This is a genomic window from Edwardsiella sp. A.80236 (genome assembly GCF_044540725.1).
Lineage (GTDB): Bacteria > Pseudomonadota > Gammaproteobacteria > Enterobacterales > Enterobacteriaceae > Edwardsiella > Edwardsiella tarda.
Genome location: NZ_JBIUCY010000002.1, coordinates 114,832 through 129,663, shown reverse-complemented (window position 1 = coordinate 129,663; position 14,832 = coordinate 114,832). Strand labels below are relative to the sequence as shown.

The following is a 14,832-nucleotide window of genomic DNA, read 5'->3' as shown; positions in this document are numbered from 1 at the left end:
CAGCAAATAGCGCAGGCACGTTGCCCTATTGGGGATAAGTGAGCCGTAGCTCACCCAACAGAGGGGCCTGCGCTCATAGTCGCTAACACCAACCCAGATCTCGCCATATCGGCACTCGACACAGCCTCGCCAGTAGCGACGCCCTCATCATCCCGACGCCTCCTAAACGCCAGGTGAAATCATTTCATCACCCATCGTCTATCGCTCTGCACGAAACATGTTACAGTCATCGACGCGGCAGAGGACAGGGAGGATCGTCATGCAACAACGCGCCACATTATGGGGGATTTGCGCCATTCTACTTTGGAGTATGAGCGTCGCCCTGACGCGTAGTCTCGCCGAGGCATTCGGGCCGACCGGCGCCGGGGCGGCGATTTATTCCCTCAGCGGCATCCTGGTGTGGTGTACGACGGGAGCACCGCGCGTCCGCGGCCAACCGCTCGGCTATCTCTGGGGGTGTGGTGCGCTCTTCGTGTTCTATATGGTGGCCTTTGCCCTCGCTATCGGCCTGGCGCACAGCCATAGCCAGACCCTGGAGCTGGGACTGATCAACTACCTGTGGCCCAGCCTCACCCTACTGTTCGCCGTGCCACTCTTAGGGTTACGCGTGCGTTGGTGGCTGTGGCCCGGCGTCCTGCTGGCCTTCTCCGGCGTCGTGTGGGTGGTCGCAGGCAATGATGGCATCGCCATCGCCGTCCTGCTGCATAACCTCGGCAGTAATCCCATCGCCTATAGCCTGGCCTTCGCCGCCGCCTTCGCCTGGGCGCTCTACTCCAATCTGCTACGCCACTATCATCCGAGCCACAGCGCCCTGCCGCTGTTCCTGCTGGTGACCGCCCTCTGTCTATGGGGGTTATGGCTGGCGACGCCTCAGCCGACGATACGGCTCGATAGGACCGCCCTCTGCGAACTGTTGCTCATGGGGGGGAGCACCGCCGCCGCCTACCTCTGCTGGGATCAGGCCATGAAAAAGGGCAACGCCACACTGGTCGCTGCCCTTTCTTACTTCACGCCGTTACTCTCCATCGCCATCGCGGCGTTTTGGCTGGCGGCGCCAACCCCGACTAGCCTATGGTCCGGTGTCGGTTTAGTCGTGGTGGGATCGCTCTTATGCTGGAGCGCGAGTCGCCCATCGCCGGCTAACGCCGCAAAATGAAACTGCGATAGCGTGACAATACCTGTAGAAAGTCCTCCAGACCGCACAAGGCGAGGCTCTCTTCATCGTAGTAACGCATGCCTTCATCCAACTCATCCCCCTCTAGGGCAAGTTGATTGGCGCGCACCATCACCTCTTCGCTATCCAGCCACAGCGTGTACTCATGCCCGACTCGCTGCCATTGCCGCTCGCTGCCCTTTAGCTCGGCAGCCGCCTGCTCGATCTCTGTCACGAGAGTCAGATCGCCCTTCACCTCTTCATTGAGCCAATGGCCCACGGCCTCATGCCCCATAGAAAATACGGCGACCACCTGGCCGCCAATATCGTGGCGAAATTCATAATCCACAGCCAGTCCCTCCTTTACTACCCCGCAAGGGGACTCTTTTTAGTGTAAACCAGCGCGGTTAGATGGCCTGAAATCCGCGTCGCAATCTATAAAAAATAACGCGGAGGCCATGGCCTCCGCGCTGTCTGACGGGCGATTTCAGCAAAAATCGCTTAAGGGGTCAAGCGCGCCGGGGCCGCCTCCGCTCGGGCGGCTAACTCCCGTTCTAGATCGGCGGCCACATCCGATGGAATGCCCAATGCTTGGGCTAAGGCATCCAGATAGCTACGCTCCATAAAATGATCGATGTCGATTACCGCACAGCTCAAGGTATAGATCTCTAGTGCTTCCTCTTCATCGCCTACCCCCTGCGCCAACCGCTTAGGATCGAGTGGCTGAGCCAAGGCCTGATCGATCCACTGACGGGCTTCCTCGCCCAACGCCATTCGGGACAGGCTTTCATCGATGGCCTGTTGCTCACGCTCATCAATGTGGCCATCGCTCTTGGCGGCAAACACCAAGGCCTGCACCAGGCGACGCACGCGTGCGTCCGGCGGCGCACTCTGTTGGCCATATTGTGGTTCGTCGCGATGGTTCGCCTTCACCCGCGCACGATATTGATTCCATAGCAATGCGCCGATAGCCGCACCACCACCGATCAGTAAGGCATTCTTCCCCAACTTCCCGGCCTGTTTGCGTGCCGACTTATTGCCCATCAGCACGCCAGCCAAGCCGCCAAGCGCGGCCGGAGCCAGCAGTTTGCTCAGCCCTTCCGCTCCCGCTTTATTCCCCTTCGTGTCACCTAATAGTGACTGCAGTTGATTCAGCCAGCTCTTGCTCATCCGCGTTATCCCCTTCGCCAAATAGAGTGCTATGAGATTAAGAAGTTAAGCGTCAAGTTATGTCGCCTTTATGCAATAGTATGTAACAACAATAAAAAAGGGGAGCCAACTCGGTTAGCTCCCCTCCCCATATACACGCAGGATCAGACCACAGTCTGGAAGATCACCTGCCCGGCCTTATCGGTATAGGGGGCGAGATGGTTAAAGTTCAAATAGCGATAAGTATCCGCCGCCGACGCATCGACCTGCGCCATGAACTGCTGATACTCCGCGACATCCGGCAAGCGTCCCAATAGCGCCGCGACCGCTGCCAATTCAGCCGATGCGAGATAGACATTGGCACCGGTGCCGAGGCGGTTGGGGAAGTTACGCGTCGAGGTAGAGACCACCGTCGCCCCATCGGCGACTCGAGCCTGGTTGCCCATACACAGCGAACACCCCGGGATCTCAATACGCGCGCCACTCTTACCGAACACGCTGTAATACCCCTCTTCCGTCAGCTGCGCCGCATCCATACGTGTCGGTGGCGCAACCCACAGGCGCGTCGGGATCTGCCCCCGATGGCTGTCGAGCAGCTTACCGGCGGCACGGAAATGACCGATATTGGTCATGCAAGAGCCGATGAAGACCTCATCGATCTTGGCTCCCGCCACCTGAGATAATGGCCGAGCATCATCGGGATCATTCGGCGCGCACAGAATAGGCTCCTTGATGCTGTCGAGATCGATCTCGATCACCGCGGCATACTCGGCATCGCTATCCGCCGCCAACAGTTGCGGATCGGCCAGCCATTTTTCCATGCCCTGAATACGACGCTCCAAGGTGCGACGATCGCCATACCCCTCGGCAATCATCCAACGCAACAATACGATATTCGACTCCAGATACTCGACGATCGGTGCCTGATCCAGCTTAATGGTGCAACCTGCCGCCGAACGCTCGGCCGAGGCATCGGCCAGCTCGAAAGCCTGTTCAACCTTCAGTTGTGGCAACCCTTCGATCTCCAGAATACGGCCAGAGAAGATATTCTTCTTACCCTGTTTCTCAACGGTCAACAGCCCTTGTTGAATCGCCTGGTAGGGGATGGCATGCACCAAGTCTCGCAAGGTGATCCCCGGTTGCATCTGCCCCTTAAAGCGCACCAGCACCGATTCGGGCATATCCAGCGGCATCACCCCAGTCGCGGCGGCGAAGGCGACCAGGCCAGAGCCAGCCGGGAAGGAGATACCGATCGGGAAGCGGGTATGAGAGTCCCCACCGGTACCGACAGTATCCGGCAGCAACATGCGGTTAAGCCAGGAGTGAATAATGCCATCGCCCGGACGCAGCGCGACCCCGCCACGATTCATAATGAAGTCCGGCAGCGAGTGGTGTGTCTGCACGTCGATCGGCTTCGGATAGGCGGCGGTATGACAGAAGGATTGCATCACCAGATCGGCGGAGAAACCGAGACAGGCCAGATCCTTCAGCTCGTCGCGCGTCATCGGGCCGGTCGTATCCTGCGAGCCGACGGAGGCCATCCGAGGTTCGCAATATTGGCCGGGACGCACGCCGGCAACGCCGCAGGCACGTCCGACGATCTTCTGCGCCAGGGTGTAACCCTTGTCGCTCTCGTCGACCGCCTTCGACAGGCGGAACACCTCGCTCGGCGGCAGATCCAACGCCTCACGGGCCCGCGCCGTCAACGCACGACCGATGATCAACGGAATTCGTCCACCGGCGCGCACCTCGTCCAACAGCACCTCTGTCTTCAGGGTGAAGCTGGCGAGCAGCGTATCGTCGGCATGGCGGCGGATCTCACCGCGATAAGGATAGATATCGATCACCTCGCCGGTATGCAACTGGCTGACATCGACCTCAATCGGCAATGCCCCGGCATCTTCCATCGTATTAAAGAAAATCGGGGCAATCTTGCCACCCAGTACCACCCCACCGGCCCGCTTATTGGGGACGAAGGGGATATCTTCCCCCATCAGCCACAGCACCGAGTTGGTGGCAGACTTGCGCGAAGAGCCGGTACCGACGACGTCACCGACATAGGCGAGCGGATACCCCTGCTCGGCCAATGCATGTATCTGGCTAATGGGCCCAACAACACCGGGTTGATCCGGCGTGATCCCCTCGCGTGGATTTTTCAAAAACGCCTGAGCATGCAACGGGATATCGGGACGCGACCAGGCATCCTGCGCCGGCGACAGATCATCGGTGTTCGTCTCGCCGCTGACCTTGAATACCGTCACCGTCAACTTCTCTGCCAGGGCCGGACGCGACAGGAACCATTCGGCATCGGCCCAGGATTGCAACACCTGGCGAGCGAAAGGATTACCGGCACGTGCGCGCTGATCGACATCATGGAAGCTGTCGAAGACTAACAGGGTATGGGAGAGCGCCTGTACGGCGATCGGGGCCAATGTCTCATCATCCAATGCCTCAATCAGCGGGTGAATGTTATAGCCGCCTTGCATGGTGCCCAGAAGTTCCAATGCCTTCGCCGCGTTGATCAACGGAGAGTGCGCCTCCCCCTTCACCAAGGCGGTCAGGAAGGCGGCCTTGACGTAGGCGGCCTCATCGACACCCGGCGGCACACGGTTGATCAACAGATCCAGTAATAGCGCCTCTTCCCCCGCTGGCGGTGCCTTGAGTAACTCGACCAATGCCGCCATCTGCGCCGCATCCAGCGGCTTAGGAACCACACCCAGGGCCGCCCGCTCGGCGACGTGCTCACGGTATTCTTTTAGCACGACTCGACTCCTCGCTCTCATTGTCATTGTAAGTACCGGGATACCGGTGGAGTGCCGCCGCCTGACGCTAACCTTGCGGCTCGCCGGATACCCGGATATGCTTTCCCAGCATATCAGTATTTAGCCATAGTGTTAAATGCTTTACAAAAAAGCAACATAACGCCATAAAAACCTTTTTATACGGCCAATTATGGATGATTAATACACAGATTTGATCTGTTTTGTATTTATCTCGGCCAATTTTTCTGTATCATGCCTCGCTTTCGCCAGCCTGGGAGCGACCATGTCATTAACAATCAATAAGCGACGCTGTCTGACGCTGCTGCAAATCCTCTCGTTGATCCTGGCCGTCGGCGCGCTGTTCTACCTGATCAAGATCAGCCATAGCATGAATGCGCTGGCGCTGGATCGCTGTCTGCTCGGACAAGATGAGTTGGATCACGAAGGCTTTCTGTGGGGAATGAACTACTTCCTCGGCGCGCTCGGGTTGGGGATCTGCATACCGGCGATCGCCTTTTTTATCGGTTTTCGGCACGACTAAGCACAGCGACAATCAAAAAAAACGGCTCCCGCTGGGAGCCGTTTTTGCGTTATCTCACGCGATTATTTCTTCTTCGCTTTCGGATTCGGCAGGTCGGTGATACTACCTTCGTAGACTTCCGCCGCCAGGCCAACCGACTCATGCAGGGTCGGGTGAGCATGGATAGTCAGGGCGATGTCTTCCGCGTCGCAGCCCATCTCGATGGCCAGGCCGATCTCACCGAGCAGTTCACCGCCGTTGGTCCCGACGATCGCCCCACCGATGATGCGATGCGACTCCTTGTCGAAGATCAACTTAGTCATGCCATCCGCGCAATCGGAGGCGATGGCGCGGCCGGAGGCCGCCCACGGGAAGGTCGAGGTCTCATAACTGATACCCTTCTCGCGCGCTTCTTTCTCCGTCATACCGACCCATGCAACTTCCGGCTCTGTATAGGCGATGGACGGGATCACTTTCGGATCGAAGTAGTGCTTCATGCCGGCGATCACCTCGGCGGCGACATGACCCTCATGCACCCCTTTGTGCGCCAACATCGGCTGGCCGACGATATCGCCGATGGCGAAGATATGCGGCACATTGGTGCGCAGCTGCTTATCGACATGGATAAAGCCACGTTCATCCACTTCGACGCCAGCCATACCCGCGTCGATCAATTTACCGTTCGGTACACGACCGATGGCGACCAACACCGCGTCATAGCGCTGAGCCTCAGCCGGTGCCTTCTTCCCTTCCATCGAGACGTAGATCCCATCTTCACGCGCCTCAACGGCGGTGACTTTGGTCTCCAGCATCAGATTAAACTTCTTGCCGATACGCTTGGTGAAAACCTTCACCACATCCTTATCCGCCGCCGGGATCACCTGATCGAACATTTCGACTACGTCGATCTCGGAACCCAGCGCGTGGTAAACCGTCCCCATCTCCAGGCCGATGATACCGCCACCCATCACCAACATACGCTTCGGTACGGACTTCAGCGCCAGTGCGTCGGTAGAGTCCCATACGCGCGGATCATCATGCGGGATGAAAGGCAGCTGGATCGGGCGCGAACCAGCGGCGATAATCGCGTTATCAAAACGGATCACCGTCTGGCCATCGGCGCCGTCCACGGTCAGCGTATTCGCCGAGGTGAACTTACCCAATCCATTGACGACACGGACTTTACGACCTTTCGCCATCCCGGCCAAACCACCGGTCAACTGACTGATGACTTTCTCTTTCCAGGTACGGATCTTATCGATGTCCGTCTTCGGCTCACCGAAGACGATACCATGCTCCGCCAGCGCCTTAGCCTCTTCGATCACTTTAGCCACGTGCAGCAGCGCCTTCGAAGGGATACAACCGACATTCAGACACACCCCGCCCAGGGTGGCATAGCGCTCAACGATAACCGTCTCTAACCCTAAATCCGCGCAGCGGAATGCCGCAGAATACCCTGCCGGGCCTGCGCCAAGTACCACGACCTGTGTTTTGATTTCAGTACTCATCATGACCTCTTTATTGTTTTTCCGGCGGTGTGGATGCACCGTGGCGGCATCCTGGCCTGCACGCCTACCGCCTTCCCCCACCCGTAATCATCACGGTGAGGGCGCGGCTTCCGCCGGGACACCTGTCGCGCATCACAGTTTACAGAGATGTTAATAATTCTGTAAAGAGATGTTCTGTCGTCAGGTGACGCGGGCTATCAAGCTGACGCGAGCCAGCCTCAATCCAGCCATCGATTCAAGAAAAAGGCCGGCCCATAGGCCGGCCTAGGGCTTACATCACCAGACGGCGAATGTCTGACATCACACTATTGATCAGACTGATGAAGCGAGCACCGTCGGCCCCATCGATCACCCGGTGATCATAGGACAACGCCAGCGGTAACATCAGGCGTGGCGTAAACTCTTTGCCATTCCAGACCGGTTTCATCGACGACTTGGAGACGCCGAGGATCGCCACTTCTGGAGCGTTGACGATCGGCGTAAACGCCGTCCCACCGATACCGCCCAGGCTAGAGATAGTGAAGCAGCCACCCTGCATGTCGCTGGCGGTCAGTTTGCCTGCACGCGCCTTGGCGGAGAGCTCAGCCAGATCGCGAGACAGCTCGATGATGCCCTTCTTGTTGACATCACGCAGCACCGGAACCACCAAGCCATTCGGCGTATCTACCGCGACACCGATGTTGATATATTTCTTCAACGTCAGGCGCTGAGCATCTTCCGACAGCGAGCTGTTGAAACGAGGCATCGCTTCCAACGCCTTAGCGGCAGCCTTGATGATAAACACCAGCGGGGTGATCTTGACGCCCAGCTTACGCTTCTCAGCCTCGGCGTTCTGCTGTTTACGGAACGCCTCTACCTCGGTGATATCGGTCTCGTCGAACTGGGTCACATGCGGGATCATCACCCAGTTACGATGCAGGTTGGCGCCGGAGATCTTCTGAATACGGCCCAGCTCAACCTCTTCCACCTCGCCAAACTTGCTGAAGTCAACCTTCGGCCACGGCAACAGACCCGGCAACGCGCCACCCGCGGCGGCGGCTGGCGCGCTTTCGGCACGCTTAACCAGCTCTTTCACGTAGGCCTGCACGTCTTCACGCAGGATGCGGCCTTTACGTCCGCTGCCCTTCACCTTCGCCAGATCGAGGCCAAACTCACGCGCCAGGCGACGGATCACCGGAGTCGCATGCACATAGGCCGCATTCTCGCTAAACTCGCTCTTCACCGTATTGCTGCTCTGCGGAGCCGCTGCAGACGGGGTAGCCTGGGCTGGAGCGGCAGGGGCGGCGGCACTCGCCGCCGGGGCGGCGCTTGCCGCTGCCGGCGTGCTGCCAGCTACGCTGAAGGTCATGATCGGCGAGCCCGTTTTAACTTTATCGCCCACCTTGACGCTAATCGCGCTCACGATCCCCGCGAAGGGAGCCGGGACTTCCATCGAAGCCTTATCGCCTTCGACGGTGATCAGGGATTGCTCGGCGCTGATGCTGTCACCGACCTTCACCATAATCTCGGTCACTTCCACTTCATCGCCGCCAATGTCCGGCACGCTGACCGGCTGTTCGGCGCTGGCTGCGGGTGCGCTAGAGGCCGCAGCAGCGACGGGCTCGGCGGCGGCCGGCGCACTACCGCCAATACTGAAGGTCATGATCGGCGAGCCGGTCTTCACCTTGTCGCCAGTGGCGATAGTGATTGACTGCACCACGCCGGCGAACGGGGCGGGGACTTCCATTGAAGCCTTATCGCCTTCGACGGTGATCAGCGACTGCTCCGCCTCGACGCTATCGCCGACCTTAACCAAAATCTCGGTGACCTCGACTTCATCGCCACCGATGTCCGGCACCTGTACTTCACGCAGCGCCGCGGCACTGGCCGCGACCGGTGCAACTGCCGGCGCGGCCGAGGCAGCCGGCTGAGCCGGGGCCGCATCCGCCGCCTCGAACTCCATGATCAGGGAGCCGGTAGAGACTTTATCTCCAACCGCTACCTTCAGCGCGCTTACCACGCCCGCCTGAGGCGAGGGGACTTCCATCGAGGCCTTATCGCCCTCAACCGTGATCAACGACTGCTCCGCCTCGACGCGGTCACCGACTTTCACCAGAATCTCAGTGACTTCAACTTCATCCGCACCGATGTCCGGTACATTGATTGCAATTGCCATTATTCCGTACCTCTTATGCCAGACGCGGGTTTACTTTTTCCGGATCGATGTTGAACTTGCTGATGGCGTCCGCCACCACAGAAGCGGCGATCTCTCCGCGTTTCGCCAGTTCGCCCAGGGCCGCCACGACCACATAGGAGGCATCGACCTCGAAGTGGTGACGCAGATTCTCACGGCTGTCGGAGCGACCGAAACCGTCGGTCCCCAGCACGCGATAGTCGCTGGCCGGTACATAGGTACGAACCTGCTCGGCAAACAGTTTCATATAGTCGGTCGATGCCACGGCCGGCGCATCGTTCATCACCTGAGCGATATACGGCACACGCGGGGTTTCCAGCGGATGCAGCATGTTCCAGCGCTCGCAATCCTGACCATCACGAGCCAGCTCGGTGAAGGAGGTGACGCTGTATACATCGCTGCCTACGCCATACTCGTCAGACAGGATGCGTGCCGCTTCACGGACATGACGCAGCATGGAGCCGGAGCCCAGCAGCTGAACCTTACCCTTGTCGCCCGCCAGCGTATCCAGACGGTAGATCCCGCGACGGATGCCCTCTTCGACGCCCTGCGGCATCGCCGGCATATGGTAGTTTTCGTTCAGGGTGGTGATGTAGTAGTAGACGTTCTCCTGCTTCTCACCGTACATGCGCTCCAGGCCATCGTGCATGATCACCGCCACTTCATAGGCGTAGGCCGGATCGTAGGAGATGCAGTTCGGGATCGTCAGCGACTGAATATGGCTATGACCATCTTCATGCTGCAAGCCTTCGCCGTTCAGGGTAGTACGCCCAGAGGTACCGCCGATCAGGAAACCGCGCGCCTGCTGATCGCCCGCCGCCCAGCACAGGTCGCCGATACGCTGGAAACCAAACATGGAGTAGTAGATATAGAACGGGATCATCGGCAGATCGTTGGTGCTGTAGGAGGTCGCCGCCGCCAGCCAAGAGGCACCGGCACCCAGCTCGTTGATCCCCTCTTGCAGGATCTGTCCCTTCTCATCTTCTTTGTAGTAAGCAACCTGCTCACGGTCCTGCGGGGTATACTGCTGACCATTCGGGCTATAGATACCAATCTGACGGAACAGACCTTCCATACCGAAGGTACGCGCCTCGTCGGCGATGATCGGTACCAGGCGATCCTTGATGGATTTGTTCTTCAGCATCACGTTCAGCGCACGGACGAAGGCGATGGTGGTCGAGATATCTTTGTTCTGCTCTTCCAACAGCGGAGAGAAGTCTTCCAGCGTCGGCAACGCCAACTTCTCGCTGAAGTGCGTCAGACGGGTCGGCACATAGCCCTGCAACGCCGCACGGCGCTCATGCAGATAACGCGCTTCCTCGGAGTCAGCCTCGAAGGTCACGTAAGGCAGTTTCTCCAGATCGGCGTCGGCCACCGGTACATTGAAGCGATCGCGGAAGTGGCGTACCCCTTCCATGTTCATCTTCTTCACCTGATGCGCAATGTTCTTACCTTCGGCGGTATCGCCCATACCGTAACCCTTGATGGTATGCACCAGGATCACCGTCGGCTGGCCCTTAGTCTCTTCGGCCTTCTTGAAGGCGGCATAGACTTTCTTCGGATCGTGACCGCCACGGTTCAGCGCCCAGATCTCGTCGTCGGACATGTCCTTGACCAGTGCCGCCGTTTCCGGATAACGACCGAAGAAGTGTTCGCGCACATAGGCACCGTTCTTCGATTTAAAGGTCTGGTAATCGCCGTCCAGCGTCTCATTCATCAGCTGAATCAGCTTGCCACTGGTGTCTTTACGCAGCAGCGCATCCCAACGGGAACCCCAGATGACCTTGATGACGTTCCAGCCAGCACCGGCGAAGATCCCTTCCAACTCATTGATGATCTTACCGTTGCCCGTAACCGGGCCATCCAGACGTTGCAGGTTACAGTTGATAACGAAGCACAGGTTATCCAGCTTATCGCGGGTGGCGATGGTGATGGCACCCTTGGATTCCGGCTCATCCATCTCACCGTCGCCCAAGAAGGCATAGACGCGCTGTGCCGTGGTATCTTTCAGGCCACGGTGGTTCAGATACTTCAGGAATTTAGCCTGATAGATTGCCCCCAACGGCCCCAATCCCATGGAGACGGTCGGGAACTGCCAGAACTCCGGCATCAACTTCGGATGCGGGTAAGAGGACAAGCCCTTGCCGTGCACTTCCTGACGGAAGTTATTCAGCTGCTCTTCCGTCAGACGCCCTTCCAGGAAGGCGCGCGCATAGATCCCCGGGGAGATGTGGCCCTGGAAGTAGACCAAATCGCCGCCATCCTTCTGGTTACGCGCACGGAAGAAGTGGTTGAAGCACACCTCGTAGACGGTAGCAGAAGACTGATAGGAGGCCATGTGACCGCCCAGCTCCAGATCTTTCTTCGACGCATGCAGGACGATCATCACCGCGTTCCAACGCATCGCGATACGGATACGGCGCTCCAGCTCCAGGTTTCCCGGATAAGCCGGCTCATCTTCCGGGGCAATACTGTTCACATAATTGTGGGCCAGCGTGGCGGAAGGCAGGTTAACACCGCCTTGACGGGCGGAGTTCAATACCTGATCGATCAGATATTGCGCACGCTCTACGCCTTCTTCACGGATGACCGATTCTATCGCCTGCAGCCAATCGCGGGTTTCGATCGGATCCACGTCATTAAGTAAACGATCTGACATGGTGGTATTCCTTATCTGTCTAATGGGTTATCTGGAGCCTGTCTCCCTGCGCTTTCATGCAAAAGCGCACGAAGACAGGCCCAATCGGTTAGTTGCCTAGCATTAACATCGGTGTACACCCCTTACGGGTCATGCACGGACCAATTTTCAATCTTTACGCTGCTGGAGCAGTCGTAGCGAACGCTCGCGGCGGCTATGCTCGCGACTCATCTCCAGCAAAATGTCTTCAATAAAGGCCAAGTGGCGGTGCGATGCCTCGCGCGCGCGCTCTGGCTCACGCGCCACGATAGCCGCAAAGATACTGGCGCGGTGGTCGCTCACCAGCGCTAACATTTCGCGCCGCGAGTAGAGCAACTCAAAGTTTTGTTTTACGTTCTGTTCCAACATCGGTGCCATGCAACGCAACAGATGGAGCAACACCACGTTATGTGCCGCCTCGGTTACCGCCACCTGATACTGCATCACGGCATCCGCCTCCCGATCCAAATCGCCCGCGGCCTGCGCGCTCTCGATCGCCAGATGGCACTCACGCAGGCGCGCGAAATCTTCGTCCGTCCCCCGCAACGCGGCGTAATAGGCGGCGATCCCCTCTAGGGCATGACGTGTTTCCAACAGATCGAATTGAGATTCGGGGTGGGCAGCGAGCAGCTCGGCCAGTGGGTCGCTAAAGCTCTGCCAGAGATTGGTCTGAACGAAGGTGCCTCCCCCCTGACGGCGCAGCAGTAATCCCTTGGCTTCGAGGCGTTGAATCGCCTCACGCAAAGAGGGACGGGAGACATCGAATTGCTTCGCTAACTCGCGCTCCGGCGGCAGCTTCTCGCCAGGACGCAGCGTTCCTTCCAGGATCAGATATTCCAACTGCTGTTCGATCACATCTGATAATTTAGGCTGGCGGATTTTGCTGTAGGCCATGTGGCAATGTCTTCTCTGAGCGTAAACGCGTTCTCATCGGAGAGCCGCAAAGTAAATTGGTATTACCAATTTCAAAAACATGACGACAAAGTAACAAAATCTTCACTACTTGTCCATACAGCTATTGATGCAAATCATAAAACGGGCATTTTTTAACAAAACAACACCAATGTTACAGCATCGAAATAACCAAGACATGGTATTACCATTTACGATGACAATATATAAATTAACGCAAACTCCCCTCCTATTTTCCAGGCTGAAGCGTGTAAGCCTAGCCTAATCGTGGCCTCTCCGCGGCTCGGCCACCATCGTCCTATCATGTCGGGAGATCTCCCGAAGATAGCCACCTTACCCAGGAAAACGCCTTCGTATCCCGCGACACAAGGCTGTGTACGTTGACGACTTGAACAAGAAATCAGATGAATTTTTTTTCGACTACCATTATTCTATTGTTATTGGTAGTCATCGTTAGCATTTAGATTAACAACCAATGTAAATATAAAATTACACGATTCGTAGCGATACTATGACACCCTGATACGCGCACTGGTTTGAACGTAGCGGGAGAGGACAAGGATATATGAGTGAGCAACGCGGCGAGCAGCTACAGCGCGGCCTGAAGAATCGCCACATCCAACTGATCGCCCTGGGCGGGGCCATCGGCACCGGATTATTTCTCGGCATTGCGCAGACGATTAAGATGGCGGGGCCGGCCGTACTACTGGGTTATGCCATCGGTGGTTTCATTGCCTTCTTAATCATGCGCCAGCTGGGTGAAATGGTCGTCGAGGAGCCGGTCGCCGGCTCATTCAGCCACTTCGCCTATAAATATTGGGGAGACTTCGCGGGCTTTGCCTCCGGCTGGAATTACTGGGTGCTGTATGTGCTGGTCGCCATGGCAGAGCTCACCGCCGTCGGTATCTATGTGCAATACTGGTTTCCCGAGATCCCGACCTGGGTCTCCGCCGCGGTCTTCTTCCTGCTGATCAACGCCATCAACCTGGCCAACGTCAAAATCTATGGCGAGCTGGAGTTCTGGTTCGCCATCATCAAGGTGGTCGCGATTATCGGGATGATTTTGTTCGGCGGGTGGCTGCTGTTCAGCGGCCAGGGTGGCCCCGAGGCCTCGGTCAGTAACCTGTGGGATCAGGGTGGTTTCTTCCCCAATGGTGTCATGGGGTTAGTCATGGCTATGGCGGTGATCATGTTCTCGTTCGGTGGATTGGAACTGGTTGGCATCACCGCAGCAGAGGCTGATGATCCGCAGCGCAGCATTCCGAAGGCAACCAATCAGGTCATCTATCGTATCCTGATCTTCTACATCGGCTCACTGGCCATTCTGCTCTCCCTCTATCCGTGGGGTAAAGTCGTGGAAGGGGGTAGCCCATTCGTGATGATCTTCCACGCCCTGGACAGCAACCTGGTCGCGACCATCCTCAACATCGTGGTCCTGACCGCCGCCCTATCGGTCTACAACAGTTGTGTCTACTGCAATAGCCGCATGCTGTTCGGCCTGGCGCAACAAGGTAATGGTCCGAAAGCCCTGCTTAAGGTCGATGCCCGTGGCGTGCCCGTGGTGGCGATCGGTCTATCGGCAGCCGCGACGCTGCTGTGCGTCCTGATCAACTACCTCATGCCCGGCAAAGCCTTCGAGCTGCTGATGGCGCTGGTTGTCTCGGCGCTGGTGATCAACTGGGCGATGATCAGTGTGGCGCACCTGCGCTTCCGCGCCCAGAAAGATCGCGAGGGGGTGGTGACGCGCTTCCGTGCCTTCTGGTACCCGGCGGGTAACTATCTCTGTCTGATCTTTATGGCCGCGATTCTGGTCATCATGTTCTTCACCCCAGGGATCCAGATTTCGGTCTTACTGATCCCGCTGTGGTTGGTGGTCTTGGCCATCGGTTATGCCATCAAGAAACAACGCAACCGGCAACACGGTAGCCTCTCCAGTCACGGCTAAACGACACACTCGTCTCACCATAAAAAACCCCGG

At 57.7% G+C, this 14,832-nt stretch carries 10 protein-coding genes; 3 read left to right on the top strand and 7 right to left on the bottom strand.

What is annotated here, in order from left to right; translation table 11 throughout:
* The first annotated feature begins 259 nt into the window (after nucleotides 1-259).
* Nucleotides 260-1,156, top strand: coding sequence for an aromatic amino acid DMT transporter YddG (gene yddG / locus ACEQFP_RS02740; RefSeq protein WP_035596135.1), 897 nt, complete (start codon nucleotides 260-262; stop codon nucleotides 1,154-1,156).
* On the opposite strand, the gene yacL is transcribed toward yddG, so the two are convergent.
* The 3 genes from yacL to acnB form a co-directional block, all read right to left on the bottom strand.
* Nucleotides 1,140-1,502, bottom strand: a complete 363-nt coding sequence (yacL, locus tag ACEQFP_RS02735) for a protein YacL (RefSeq protein WP_005282745.1) — start codon at nucleotides 1,500-1,502, stop codon at nucleotides 1,140-1,142. The two genes, yddG and yacL, sit on opposite strands and share 17 nt — an antisense overlap.
* A 152-nt stretch (nucleotides 1,503-1,654) precedes the next feature.
* On the bottom strand, nucleotides 1,655-2,323 hold the full coding sequence (locus tag ACEQFP_RS02730) for a tellurite resistance TerB family protein (protein WP_370546960.1): 669 nt from the start codon (nucleotides 2,321-2,323) through the stop codon (nucleotides 1,655-1,657).
* Nucleotides 2,324-2,466: 143 nt separating this feature from the next.
* The gene (gene acnB / locus ACEQFP_RS02725; protein ID WP_005294881.1) at nucleotides 2,467-5,064 is read right to left on the bottom strand and encodes a bifunctional aconitate hydratase 2/2-methylisocitrate dehydratase; all 2,598 of its coding nucleotides are present in this window, start codon (nucleotides 5,062-5,064) and stop codon (nucleotides 2,467-2,469) included.
* Between the two features lie 283 nt (nucleotides 5,065-5,347).
* Here acnB and ACEQFP_RS02720 point away from each other — a divergent pair, with 283 nt between their 5' ends.
* Complete coding sequence (locus ACEQFP_RS02720; protein ID WP_005282737.1) at nucleotides 5,348-5,605, top strand: hypothetical protein; 258 nt, start codon at nucleotides 5,348-5,350, stop codon at nucleotides 5,603-5,605.
* Nucleotides 5,606-5,667: 62 nt separating this feature from the next.
* On the opposite strand, the gene lpdA is transcribed toward ACEQFP_RS02720, so the two are convergent.
* The 4 genes from lpdA to pdhR form a co-directional block, all read right to left on the bottom strand.
* On the bottom strand, nucleotides 5,668-7,092 hold the full coding sequence (gene lpdA / locus ACEQFP_RS02715; protein ID WP_005294878.1) for a dihydrolipoyl dehydrogenase: 1,425 nt from the start codon (nucleotides 7,090-7,092) through the stop codon (nucleotides 5,668-5,670).
* 271 nt (nucleotides 7,093-7,363) lie between these two features.
* Entirely contained in the window at nucleotides 7,364-9,247 is a 1,884-nt protein-coding gene (gene aceF / locus ACEQFP_RS02710; RefSeq protein ID WP_109610383.1) for a pyruvate dehydrogenase complex dihydrolipoyllysine-residue acetyltransferase, read from the bottom strand.
* Between the two features lie 13 nt (nucleotides 9,248-9,260).
* Nucleotides 9,261-11,924 (bottom strand): pyruvate dehydrogenase (acetyl-transferring), homodimeric type, encoded by a 2,664-nt coding sequence (gene aceE / locus ACEQFP_RS02705; RefSeq protein WP_370546961.1) that lies wholly within the window; start codon nucleotides 11,922-11,924, stop codon nucleotides 9,261-9,263.
* A gap of 147 nt (nucleotides 11,925-12,071) precedes the next feature.
* Complete coding sequence (gene pdhR / locus ACEQFP_RS02700) at nucleotides 12,072-12,836, bottom strand: pyruvate dehydrogenase complex transcriptional repressor PdhR (RefSeq protein ID WP_005282728.1); 765 nt, start codon at nucleotides 12,834-12,836, stop codon at nucleotides 12,072-12,074.
* A 583-nt stretch (nucleotides 12,837-13,419) separates the two neighbouring features.
* On the opposite strand from pdhR, the gene ACEQFP_RS02695 reads away from it, so the two are divergent.
* Nucleotides 13,420-14,799, top strand: coding sequence for an amino acid permease (locus tag ACEQFP_RS02695; protein WP_047060402.1), 1,380 nt, complete (start codon nucleotides 13,420-13,422; stop codon nucleotides 14,797-14,799).
* Nucleotides 14,800-14,832 lie beyond the last annotated feature (33 nt).

Bases quoted from the DNA above. Each gene is read 5' to 3' on its own strand.
- ACEQFP_RS02720 (WP_005282737.1), top strand. From the start codon at position 5,348: ATGTCATTAACAATCAATAAGCGACGCTGTCTGACGCTGCTGCAAATC.
- ACEQFP_RS02695 (WP_047060402.1), top strand. From the start codon at position 13,420: ATGAGTGAGCAACGCGGCGAGCAGCTACAGCGCGGCCTGAAGAATCGC.
- lpdA (WP_005294878.1), bottom strand. From the start codon at position 7,092: ATGAGTACTGAAATCAAAACACAGGTCGTGGTACTTGGCGCAGGCCCG.
- yddG (WP_035596135.1), top strand. From the start codon at position 260: ATGCAACAACGCGCCACATTATGGGGGATTTGCGCCATTCTACTTTGG.
- aceE (WP_370546961.1), bottom strand. From the start codon at position 11,924: ATGTCAGATCGTTTACTTAATGACGTGGATCCGATCGAAACCCGCGAT.
- ACEQFP_RS02730 (WP_370546960.1), bottom strand. From the start codon at position 2,323: ATGAGCAAGAGCTGGCTGAATCAACTGCAGTCACTATTAGGTGACACG.
- pdhR (WP_005282728.1), bottom strand. From the start codon at position 12,836: ATGGCCTACAGCAAAATCCGCCAGCCTAAATTATCAGATGTGATCGAA.
- aceF (WP_109610383.1), bottom strand. From the start codon at position 9,247: ATGGCAATTGCAATCAATGTACCGGACATCGGTGCGGATGAAGTTGAA.